General features: G+C 67.0%; 7 protein-coding genes. 4 read left to right on the plus strand and 3 right to left on the minus strand.

The window, feature by feature from the left end:
* The 4 genes from ACREEF_RS06995 to ACREEF_RS07010 all read left to right on the plus strand — a co-directional run.
* Positions 1–3,211: peroxidase family protein (locus ACREEF_RS06995; protein WP_431564875.1), on the plus strand; the 3,211-nt coding region annotated here is incomplete at its 5' end.
* A gap of 74 nt (positions 3,212–3,285) precedes the next feature.
* Positions 3,286–5,034: a type I secretion system permease/ATPase gene (locus ACREEF_RS07000; RefSeq protein WP_431564876.1), complete on the plus strand. Its 1,749-nt coding sequence runs from the start codon at positions 3,286–3,288 to the stop codon at positions 5,032–5,034.
* 4 nt (positions 5,035–5,038) lie between these two features.
* Positions 5,039–6,394 carry an HlyD family type I secretion periplasmic adaptor subunit gene (locus ACREEF_RS07005; RefSeq protein ID WP_431564877.1) on the plus strand — a complete coding sequence of 452 codons (1,356 nt, stop codon included), beginning with the start codon at positions 5,039–5,041 and terminating at the stop codon, positions 6,392–6,394.
* Positions 6,395–6,661: 267 nt separating this feature from the next.
* Positions 6,662–7,348, plus strand: coding sequence for a LuxR C-terminal-related transcriptional regulator (locus ACREEF_RS07010; RefSeq protein ID WP_431564878.1), 687 nt, complete (start codon positions 6,662–6,664; stop codon positions 7,346–7,348).
* Between the two features lie 74 nt (positions 7,349–7,422).
* Here ACREEF_RS07010 and ACREEF_RS07015 read toward each other — a convergent pair whose 3' ends face one another.
* The 3 genes from ACREEF_RS07015 to ACREEF_RS07025 all read right to left on the minus strand — a co-directional run bounded on the left by ACREEF_RS07015 (position 7,423) and on the right by ACREEF_RS07025 (position 11,700).
* Complete coding sequence (locus tag ACREEF_RS07015; RefSeq protein WP_431564879.1) at positions 7,423–7,794, minus strand: prolyl oligopeptidase family serine peptidase; 372 nt, start codon at positions 7,792–7,794, stop codon at positions 7,423–7,425.
* A 158-nt stretch (positions 7,795–7,952) separates the two neighbouring features.
* The gene (locus ACREEF_RS07020) at positions 7,953–9,791 is read right to left on the minus strand and encodes a DUF885 domain-containing protein (protein ID WP_431564880.1); all 1,839 of its coding nucleotides are present in this window, start codon (positions 9,789–9,791) and stop codon (positions 7,953–7,955) included.
* 127 nt (positions 9,792–9,918) lie between these two features.
* On the minus strand, positions 9,919–11,700 hold the full coding sequence (locus tag ACREEF_RS07025) for a TonB-dependent receptor domain-containing protein (protein WP_431564881.1): 1,782 nt from the start codon (positions 11,698–11,700) through the stop codon (positions 9,919–9,921).
* Between the last annotated feature and the right edge of the window lies 1 nt (position 11,701).

Here is an 11,701-nt window from a genome sequence, read left to right on the forward strand (position 1 = left end):
GGCCAACACCCTGGCCTCGCTGACGCTGCCGGCCGGCGACATCATCGTCACCCGCAACAACACCAACGCCGGGTCGATCATCGCCCTCCTGACGGAGATCGAGGAGATCGTGATCGCCGGCGGCGGCGGCGGCGACACCTTCGTCACCCACGGGGACTTCTCCCCCACCTCCCTGTCGACCAGCACGATCACCCTGGACGGCACGGCGGGCAATGACGTGGTCGACATCTCGGCCCTGCAGTCCTCGCACCGGATCGTCTTCCGCTCCAACGGCGGCAATGACACGATCATCGGCACCTTGCGTCCGCAGGACGTCCTGGAACTGCCCGAGGGCATGACGCTGCAGGACTGCGTGAGGGTCCGCAATCCGAACGGCAGCACCACCCTGTCGACCGAGGGTCAGAGCGTCACCTATTTCGGCACGCCCAGCCTGGGCGACGCCGAAGACGACCTGCCCGTGTCCACCGGCCCCTTCGACCTGCCGCTGGACGGCGAGGACATCCGCGATCTGCTGCAGATGGTGCGCGACGGCCTGTTCCGGGACGCTTCGGGCCTGGGCAACAATATCGCCAATCCGACCCTGGCCAACGCCGGCCAGCCCTTCATCCGCCTGACCGACCCCTATTATACGGACGGCGCGTCGGGCATCCGCCAGACCACCCTGACGCCGCGCCAGATTTCCGACCTGGTCTCCAACCAGGACAACAACGGCGACGGCATTGAGGAAAGCACCCCCAACGCCTTCGGCGGCACGGCCCTGCTGACCGCCTTCGGCCAGTATTTCGACCACGGCCTGGACTTCGTCAGCAAGGGCGCGCCGGGCAATGTGTCGATCGGGTCGTCGACCTTCCCGATCTCGGCCCCGCGCGCCAACATTGTTCCTGGCACAGGCGTGAATCCCGACGGCATTCCCAACAACGGCGACGAGATTCCCGCCCGGTACATCAACGACACCTCGCCCTTCGTCGATCAGAACCAGGCCTACGGCTCGCACAACGCCATCACCAACCTGTTGCGCGAGTGGGTGGTCGGCCCCGACGGTCAACCCCGGCAGACCGGCTACCTGCTGGAGGGGGCGCTGGACAGCACCGGCCGCGCCAACCTGCCGACGCTGAACGATATCCGCGCCAACTATCGGATCATGACCGGCGGCCAGGAGCTGACGGCGGCGGACATCTCCAACTACGACGGCACCGGCCAGCCCCTGCTGATCGACTTCATTCCGGTCTTCAAGCCGGACCCGGTCACGGGTCAGCCGGTCCTCGATCTGGACGCCATCGGCCACAACTATGTGGTCGGCGACGGACGCGGGAATGAAAATGTGATGCTGACCTCGATCCACACGATCTGGGCGCGCAATCACAATCACTGGGTCGACCGCCTGAAGGAATCGACCAACGGCGCCTGGACCGAGACCGAGTATTTCGAAGCCGCGCGGATCATGAACATCGCCGAGTATCAGCGCGTGGTGTTCACCGAGTTCGCCCGGGCGATGGGCGGCGGACTGGACGACGGCGAAGAGGACGAGTCCAACGAACACGGCTTCGAACAGTATGATCCCAACGTCGATGCCTCGATCTCGCTGGAGTTCTCGCAGGCGGCCTTCCGCTTCGGCCACTCCATGCTCAATGAGACCGTGAGCTATGTGGACGCCGACGGCGTGCTGCGGAGCATCTCGCTGGTGGAAGCCTTCCTGAGCCCGCAAACCCTGGCCAGCCTGGGCGTCGATTCCCTCCTGCTCGGCGCGGCCAGGACGCCGCACCAGGCCATCGACGTCGACGTGGTCAACGCCCTGCGCAATCAACTGGTCGGCCGGCCCCTGGATCTGGCGGCGCTCAACATCTTCCGCGGCCGCGACGTGGGCATCGCCCCGTTCAACACCGTGCGCGCCGAACTGTTCGAGAAGACCGGCCTCGCCAGCCTTCGCCCCTATACGGGCTGGGCCGACTTCCAGGCGCGCAACGACCTGTCCGCCGCGGCGCTGCTCCAGCTCCAGACCGCCTATCCCGACGGGTTCGAGACCATGGACCTGTGGGTCGGCGGCCTTTCCGAGAAGCCCCGGCACGGACAGCTCGGCTCAACCATGGGCTACATCTTCCTTGAGCAGCTTGATCGTCTGCAGCACGGCGACCGGCTCTACTATCTGGAGATCTTCGACGACTCGATCTTCCAGTTCAACGCCCTCACCTTCTCCGAGATCATCATGCGGAACACAGGGCTGACGGATCTGCCCGAGTTCATCTTCCAGCCGAACCCGCCGCCGCCGAACGATGATGACGACGACGACGACGATGATGATGATGATAACGGCGTCCCCCCGGATGACGACGACGATGATGACCCGGGTGATGACGACGATGACGACGACGACGATGATGACGACGATGACGACTCCGACTCCGACGACGACGATGTCGGCACGCCTCCCATCGGAACGCCGCCGGCGCCTTCGGCCGACCAGGTTCTGGCCGGCGGGTCGTCCGACGACACCCTCACCGGCGGCGGCGGCGACGACACGCTCAACGGCGGTTCCGGCGACGACACGCTGAACGGCGGCGCCGGCGACGACGCCCTGAACGGCGGTTCGGGCGACGACACGCTGAACGGCGGCGCCGGCGATGACGCCCTCAAGGGCGGTTCGGGCGACGACAGGCTGAACGGCGGCGCCGGCGACGACATCCTCAGCGGAGGCTCCGGCGACGACGTCTTCGTCTTCGGCGGCGACGACCAGATCACGGACTTCGTGGTCGGCGCGGACAAGATCGACCTTCGCGCCCTCGGCGTCACCGCCGCGAACTTCGCCTCGACGGTCGCGCTGTCTTCCACGGCCGCGGGCGCGTCGGTCACGGTCGGCGGCCAGACCATGCATCTGTCCGACATCTCCGGCGGCGGGCTGAGCGCCTCGTCCTTTATCTTCGCCGGATCCGCCGGAGCGGTGGTCAGCCTGCCCGGCGGCGAAACGGCCGTGAGCGTCCCGCTCATCGCCGCCGCTGACGACGACGCCTTCGTCGTGCCGTCAGGCATCCGGAGCGGCGGCGGCTTTGATCCCGGCGACAGCCTGGGTCTGACCGACCCTGGATTCGGGTTCGGCTTCGGCCCCGGTCGCGCCTTCGGCCCCTGGAGTTCGTTCGATCCCTACCGGACCTTCTTCTGGGAAGAGGACTCCACCAAGGCCGACGACGACCACAACGACGACTACTTCCTCAGCTGACAGCAGATAGGTCGGGCCGTCCGCCCGACGCGGCGCGCCCCCTGAGGGGGGCGCGCGATCAGGGAGCACAAGCCGTGAAAGTTCCACTGGGTGGATTGCCGAAACCGTTCGAGAACGCCCTGTCGGCGTGCCGCCAGTATTTTGGATTGGCCGCCTTCTTCAGCGCTCTGGTGAACATCCTCTACCTGGCGCCGACCATCTACATGATGCAGGTCTATGACCGTGTCGTGCCGACCAGCGGCGTCCTGACCCTCGTCTGGCTGACCGTCATCGTCGCCGTCGCCCTGGCGGCGCTGGCGGCGCTGGACGCCATGCGCAACCGGATCATGGTGCGGGCCTCGCTGCGGTTGAACCGTCTGCTTGCGGGCCCCATCCTGGAGCGGCTGATGATGCGCCGCCGGGTCGCGCCGAGCGAGCCGTCCACCGCCCAGGCGATGCGAGAGTTCGACGGCCTGCGCACCGCCCTGGCCGGTCCGGCCGCCATCGCCCTGATGGATATTCCCTGGACCCCGATCTATCTGATCGTCGCCTTCATGATTCACCCCTTGCTGGGTGGACTGATCGTGGCCGGCGGCGTGGTTCTGCTGCTGCTGGCCCTGGCCAATGAGCGCAACACGCGCAAGAGCGCGGCCGAAAGCCAGCGCGCCAACGCCAGCGCCTACGCCGCCCATGACGCCACCCTGACCATGTCGGACGTCGTCAGGGCTCTGGGGATGCGACGCGCCATGGTCGCTCGCCAACTGGAGGACCGGCACGCAGGCCTGGCGGGCGGCGCCCGTTCCCAGTTGAGCGGCAGCCGCTATACGGCCCTGGTCAAGTTCACGCGCATGGCGCTGCAATCGCTCTCGCTCGGCGTCGCCGCCTTCCTGGCCGTGCGCGGAGAGATTTCGGTCGGCGCCATCATCGCCGGCTCGGTCCTGCTCAGCCGCGCCCTGCAACCCATCGAACAGGTGGTCGGCGTCTGGCCCACCATTGGCCAGGCGCGCCAGGCCGTCGGCACGCTGAAGACCCTGTTCGCCGGCACCGACCCTCTGATCCGCGCCCCCATGGCCCTGCCTGCGCCGGACGGCCACATCGAGCTGAACGGCGTCGTGGTGCGCAATCCCGAGGGCAGCGCCTACCTGCTGCGCTCCGTGTCGCTGACGCTCGCCCCCGGCGAGATCCTCGGTCTGGTCGGGCCGTCCGGCGCGGGCAAGTCCACCCTGGCCAAGATCATCGCCGGCGCTCAGTCGCCGGACGCGGGCGACATCCGCATCGACGGGGCCAGCTATCTGGACTGGGACCCGGAGGAACTGGCTCGGCATATCGGCTACCTGCCCCAGGACAGCGCCCTGTTCGCCGGCACCATCGGCGAGAACATCTCCCGCTTCGCCGCCCATCGCGGCGCGCCGCAGGACGAGATCGAACGCGGCGTCGTCCATGCCGCGACCCAGGCCGGGGTTCACCAGATGATCCTGCACCTGCCGGGCGGCTACAACGCCCGCATCGGCGAGGGTGGCCGCGGTCTGTCCGGCGGCCAGGCCCAGCGGATCGCCCTGGCGCGCGCCCTCTACGGCGACCCCAAGGTTCTGATCCTGGACGAGCCCAGCTCGGCCCTCGACGCCGAGGGCGAACAGGCCCTGCAAAAGGCGATGAACACGGCCAAGGCGCGCGGCGCCGCCGTCATGATCGTGGCCCATCGCACGGCCATCCTGCGCAACGTCGATCGTCTGGCCGTGCTGGTGCAGGGCGTGATCGAGCAGCAAGGCCCTCAGGCCGAGGTGCGCGACGCCCTGGAAGCGGCCCGCGCCAACGCCAATGTCGTCACCATGAAGCAGAGGTAGGGACATGACCGGAACCTCCACCGATAATCCGCAGACCCAGCACGCGCCGGACGACGGCCTCGACGCGCCGCACTGGGAATCGCGGATCGGGATGATCGTGGCTGGCGCCTTCTTCGTCGGTCTTCTCGGCTGGGCCGCCTTCACCCCCCTCGACGCCGGCGCCATGGCCCAGGGCATGGTCGCCGTGTCGGGAAACCGTCAGGTCGTGCAGCACCGCGACGGCGGCGTCATCACCGACATCTACGTCCGCGAGGGCCAGACCGTGCGGATCGGCCAGCCGCTGCTGCGGATCGCCACGCCCGAACTGGTCGCCTCCGAACGGGGTCTGACCAGCGAGATGATCGCCCTTCTGGCGCGTCGCGCCCGCCTGATCGCCGAGCGTGACGGCCTGTCCACCCTGGCCGAGCCGGTCGAGTTCGCCGCCTATTCCGAGGCGGATCAGGTGCTGGCGCGCGAAGCCCTGCAAGGCCAGCAGCGCCTCCTGCAGGCCCGCCGCAACTCCATTCAGACGGAGCGCGCCGTCCTGACCCAGAGGATGCGGCAGCACGCCGAACAGATCGGCGGACTGGACCGCCAGATGACCTCGAACATCGAACAGCAGCGACTGTTGGGCGAAGAATTGGACGGCCTGCGCCAGCTCCTGCCCGACGGATTCGTGGCCCGGAACCGCATCCGCGCCATGGAACGGACCGCCGCCGAACTGGACGGCCAGCACGGCGCGCTGAGCGCCGATTCCGCCCGCGTCGCCGAAGCCATCGGCGAGACCCGGCTGCAGGTCGTTTCGCTGGACAAGGCCAAGCTGGAGGAGGTCGCGACCCACCTCAGCGAAGTCGAGGCCCGTCTGGACGAATTGAAGCCCAAGCTCGCCGCGACGCGCGAACAGGTGGCCCGGTCCATGGTGCGCGCACCCGCCAGCGGCAAGGTCGTCGGCCTCACCGCCTTCACCGTCGGCGGCGTCGCCGCCGCCGGCGCCACCATCATGGAGATCGTGCCGCAGGACCGGGCCCTGGTGGTCGAAGCCAAGGCCGCCCCCACGGACGCCGACGACCTCGAGATCGGCATGAAGACCCAGGTTCGCTTCACCGCCCTTCAGGACCGCAACCTGCCCATTCTTCAAGGCGCCATCTCGCGCGTCTCGGCCGACAGTTTCGAGGATCAGCGAACCGGCGCCCACTATTTCGAGATCGAAGTGACGGTTCCTCCCTCCGAACTGGCCAAGATCAGCCAGGCGCGCGGCGACCCGGGACTTCGCGCCGGCCTGCCCGCCGAGGTCATGGTACCGCTGCGCAAGCGCAGCGCCCTGACCTATCTGGTCGAACCCCTGACGCAGACCCTGTGGCGCGCCGGAAGGGAGCATTGATCAGGCGCGAACAGACGACTACCTAACAAAAGATCATCTCGAGAAACATTCGTTTCCATGGAACTGCAACCACAAAAGCACATCAACTATCGATTTCAACCACCACAACCGCAGACGGAAAGCTTAGCTGTCCTCAAATATTCAAATATGTCTGTTTTTGGCCTTCCCAAAATGCAAAGACCCGTCCATCGTTAACAGTTGGTGAAACACGCAAGGAGTGACGGGGGGCATCCTTCTGCTGGGATAGGCCGATAGATGGATACGATCATGGTGGCGGACGGCCACCCTTTATACCGTGCAGGGCTTGCGGCGACGCTGCAGAGCCAGCTGGCCGTCAGTGATATTTGTGAAGCGTCAGACTACTGCGGCGTGCTCAACGGCCTGTCCCGATCCGCCGGCATAGGGCTTCTGGCCGTGGATCTGGGCCTGCCCGGAATGAACCAGCTGGAGGGCTTGCGTCAGTTGCGAGTGCATACCCCGGCGGTGAAGGTGATCGTCATCGGCTGGCCCGAGGATCGCCGCTCGATCCTCGACGCCCTGGCCGCCGGCGCACACGGCTATCTTCCCAAACAGGTTTCCGCCACCGAGATCGCGGACGGATTCCGCACCGTCATCGACGGCCATATCTATGTGCCGCCCGCGGTCGCCGACCTGCGGCTGGGCGCGCGACGAGAGCTTCCCGACGACGATGATCGCCGATCGCTTCTGACCCGTCGCCAGCGCGAGGTCCTGACCCTGCTGACGACGGGAAAATCGAACAAGGAGATCGCGCGCGCCCTGGCGATCACGGAAAGCACGGTGAAGGTTCATGTCACCGCCGCGTTCCGCCTGCTCGGCGTCCATAGCCGCATGGCCGCCGCCGAGGCGCTGAGACAGCGCCCCGCACCTGACGCCCAACCTTTCCTGCCGGGCTGTCCGCCCTCGCCGACCTCATTCTCCGCCCATCCGACCTGATGGCTGGAGGCCGACCCGGCAAGGCCCGGCGGCTGAGCATTTCACCCGACTGGGCGCGACGCGCACGCCACGGCTTACCCGACCGATGAACGGCGGGCGTCGAACCGGACCGGGACGGTCAGGTCGAGATGCCGAGCGGCGAAGGCCAGACGGTCGGCCGCAGACTTGGCCGTCTTTGACCGGCTGTTTCCGGCGCCGTGCCCGGAATCCTTGTCGATCGTCAGCAGGACCGGCCGGGCCGGGTCCTGCGGGTCGCCGTACTCGCCGATCCACAACCGGCCATTGGTGGACTGAGGGAAACGCAGCATATCCAGCACGCCTACGGTCGGCATGGCGACGGCGTAGAGGTCAGGCCGCCGCGCCACGGCGCCGCCGACCAGCAAACCGCCGTTGCTGTAGCCGAAGGCGGCGAGGCGGTCCGGCCGGGTGAAGCCCGCGTCGATCAAGTACTGTGCGCAGTCATTGAAGGCGTCAGCCGCTCTCGCGGTCCAGCACGCGCCAGACCCGCCAGTCCGAGCCTGACGCCTGCTGCGCATAGGCGCCGCCTAGCGCCGCTGAACGATGACCAGGCATAGACGACACCGTTGCGCGCGCGGCTTGCGCCCTAGAGCGACGAGGACGCCTTCGCGGCCCCGCCGCCTTCTTGAGGCGCACGGCCCTCCTCCGCGATGAAGGCGACGATGCGCTCTTCCAGGGTCGGCAGGGGCACGGAGCCGAGGTCGAGGATGGCGTCGTGGAACCGGCGCAGATCGAACTTCGGACCCAGCGCGGCCTCGGCCTCGCCGCGCAGGCGCCGGATCGTCAACTCGCCCAGCTTGTAGGACAGGGCCTGGCCCGGCCAGCTGATGTAGCGGTCGACCTCCGTCTCGACCTCGCGCCGGGACAGGGCGGTGTGGTCGGCCAGATAGGCCTGGGCCTGCTCGCGGCTCCATCCCTTCTGGTGGATGCCGGCATCGATCACCAGGCGCGCGGCGCGCCACATCTCGTAGGAAAGGCGCCCGAAATTCTCGTAGGGCGTCCGGTAGATGCCCATCTCCACGCCCAGCCATTCCGTATAGAGGCCCCAGCCCTCGCCATAGCCGGAGAAGTAGGTGTGACGCCGGAAGTCGGGCACGCCTTCCCGCTCCTCGGCCAGGGCCGCCTGCAGGCTGTGGCCGGGCGCGCATTCATGCAGGGTCAGCGCCGGAATATTGTAGAGCGGGCGGCTGGGCAGGTCATAGGTGTTCATCTGACACGCCTGCAGCCCGCCGCGCCCCGCCGTATAGAAGGGCGCCAGCGCGTCCGGCACGGGGATGATGGCGAAACGCCGGCGCGGCAGCCGACCGAGAACTTCGCCCAGCTTGCCGTCCACCCGCTTGGCCGTCCAGGCCGACACCATCAGCAGTTCATCGGGCGTCCTGGCGTAGAACTGCGGGTCCGTGCGCAGGAAGTTCACGAACTCCGGCAAGGTCCCCTTGAACCCGGTTTCGCGCATGACGCCCTGCATCTCGGCCTCGATGCGCGCCACCTCCGACAGGCCGATCTCGTGGATCTGGTCCGCCGTCAGGTTCAGCGTCGTGTACTTGCGGATCTGGTCGGCGTAGAAGGCTTGGCCGTTCGGCAAGTCGCTGGCCGCCAGGCTGACGCGGGCGCGCGGCAGATAGTCCTGGGTGTAGAAGGCCAGCAGGCGGCGGTAGGCGGGCACGACCGCGTTCAGCACCACGTCGCGCGCCTCGGCGCGAAGACGCGCCTGCTCCTCGACCGGCATGGTCGCGGGCATCTGCACGAAGGCGCGGTAGAAGGCGTTGCTCTCGGCGTCGTCGGTGATGAAGGCCGAGATGGAGCTTTCACGGCCCTCGACCGTCACGCGCGGCGGCGTGAAGCCGCGATCCAGCCCGGCGCGCATATTGACGATCTGCTCGTCGAAGAAGCGCGGCATATCGCGCATCCGGCCCAGGTAGGCGCGATAGTCGTCGGCGCTCAGCAGACCGCCTGAACGATCCAGATAGGTCCAGAAATTGCTGTCGCTGTTGAAGGGCGCCTCCCACTCCCGGGCGCGACCGTCGATCAGAACGCTCTCGAGGTTGGTCTTCAGCACCGCGGCGTTGACCCTGTCCTCGTCCGACAGGCGCGCCAGGGGCAGAGCCTCCAGCGCGGCGAGCGTCTTCACGGCGTGCTCGACGCGGGCTTGCTGGCTGGCGGCGTCGACCCGGGGCAGACGAGACGCCTCGCGCCATCCCCCCTCGCCGTCCGGGTCGCTGCCGTCCTCGCCCCTCAGAAAGGCCCAGTCCGCTTCATAGAGGGCCTTGAACCTGGCCGCGACTTCTGCGGCGTCCGCATCGGCTGCGACCTCCGGCGCCGTCGCGCCTGACGACGGCGAAGCCGCCATGGCCGGAACGCCCGAGGCCGTGAGGGCGACGAGCGAGACCGAAGACAGCGTCAGAAGCAGGCGGCGAATCGTCATGCGGAATCTCATCCATGGATAGGCGGCGCACGAATGTGAGGGAGGCGACATCGGCTATCGCCGACGCCGCCCCAAGGACGTCACGCGTGAGGGGCCCCACGATGACGATCCTTTATCTGAAGTCGGATCAGCGGGTCAGCCGGATTCCGACATAGAAGGTCCGGCCCAGAACATCATAGGTGCCGGCCTGATAGCCGTATTCGAAGTTGGCGCCGCCGGCTTCTGCGCCCGGCAGACGCGGCGGAGCCTTGTCAAAAGCGTTGCGCAGGCCGCCGAACACCGAGACGCGGTCGTTGAGCTGATAGCCGGCGTACAGGTCGCTGTAGAAGACGTGATCCGTCTCCGAGACGTCATAGAGGTCCGACGTCACGTGCGAGCCCGGGCGCATCGGCGAGATGTGACGCAGGGTCCAGCTGGCGGTCCAGGGGCCGCTGTTCCACGATGTGCGGATCGCGCCCTTCCATTCCGGCGAACCGAACAGGCCGACCGTCTCATCAATGGTGTTGGGATCCGTCGGATCGAGGATGAAGGTCCGCTCCAGCAGCTTGGTGTAGACCGCGTTCACCGCGACCGTGCCTGCGACTGCCCCCGTGCCGATGTCGTGCACGTCGAAACGGTAGTCCATCTCGAAGTCGAGGCCGCGGGTGGTGAACTGAGCCAGGTTCAGCTGCGTCACTTCGACCGAGACCAGGTTCTTGGTCACCGGATCGCGGTTCACATAGTCGCAGAAGATATTGTTCAGCGTCGGCGCATCGACGCACTTCTCCATGATCAGTTGGGCGCCGAAGGAATCGATGGCGTCTTCCAGATCGATGTCGAAATAGTCGACCGTCAGCGACAGGTTCGGGACGAAGCGCGGACGCAGCACCACGCCGGCGGTGAAGGTGTTGGCCGTCTCGACCTTCAGGTCCTCGTTCCCGGTATTGAGAACGTCCAGCCACTGCCAATAGGTGTTGACGTTCTGCGGCGCGAGCGTCTGGCAGTTGGCCTTGGTGTACTGGCTTCGGCTGATGCGGTTGTCGACGTCGTAGTAGTTGCACGGGTCCGCCAGCCATGCGCCGCCGACGCGCGTCGTGGTGAACAGTTCGCTGATGTTGGGGGCGCGAACGGCCTGACCATAGGTGGTGCGGAAACGAATGTCGCGGATCGGCGCCCAGTCCAGAGCCAGCTTGTAGGCCGTGGTTTCACCGGCGGTGCTGTAGTCCGAATAGCGCACGGCGCCCTCGAACGTCAGCTCTTCGGCGCCCGGCAGATTGGCCAGCAAGGGAAGGCGCAGTTCGCCGAACACCTCGGCCACATCATACTCGCCGACCAGCGAGGTCTCGGTCACGCCCAGGGTCGGATCGAACTTGTCGCTCGCCTCGTCGTATTCCGGCGCGGCGCCGATATCGTTGCTTTCCTTCCGATACTCCGCGCCGAGCACAGCCTTGACCGCCCCGGCCGGCAGGTCGAACAGCTCGCCGGTAGCGTAGGCCGAAAAGACCTGCTGCTTCAGCGTCTGGACCGCATCGCTGGTGTCGTACTGCAGATAGTCGATGACGCCCTGCGTCAGCGTGAAGGCGTTCATGTCATGGAAGCGCGCCACCGGATCCTCGATCGTCCAGAAGGCGTGGCCGACCAGGCTGGCCAGTAAGGTGAAGACGCCGAGCGCCCCCGCCCCCAGCCAGGCGAAGCGGTCGAGAATGACCGCCAACGCCTCGCCGATCTGGATCAGGATGACCAGGACGGCGAAAGGCGCCGCCGGCTCAAGACCAAAATGCGCCGCCTCGCCGACCGCCGAGGAAAAGTCGGCGAGCTTCAGCAGACCGCTGATCCAGAAGGGCGAGGTCAGGGCGATCCGCCCCATAAGCGCAACGCCCGGAACCGTCAGCACCCCCGTGATCGCCCGTGGCGAATTATGACTGTTCATG

The sequence above is a fragment of the Brevundimonas sp. genome (assembly GCF_050729455.1).
Classification (GTDB): domain Bacteria; phylum Pseudomonadota; class Alphaproteobacteria; order Caulobacterales; family Caulobacteraceae; genus Brevundimonas.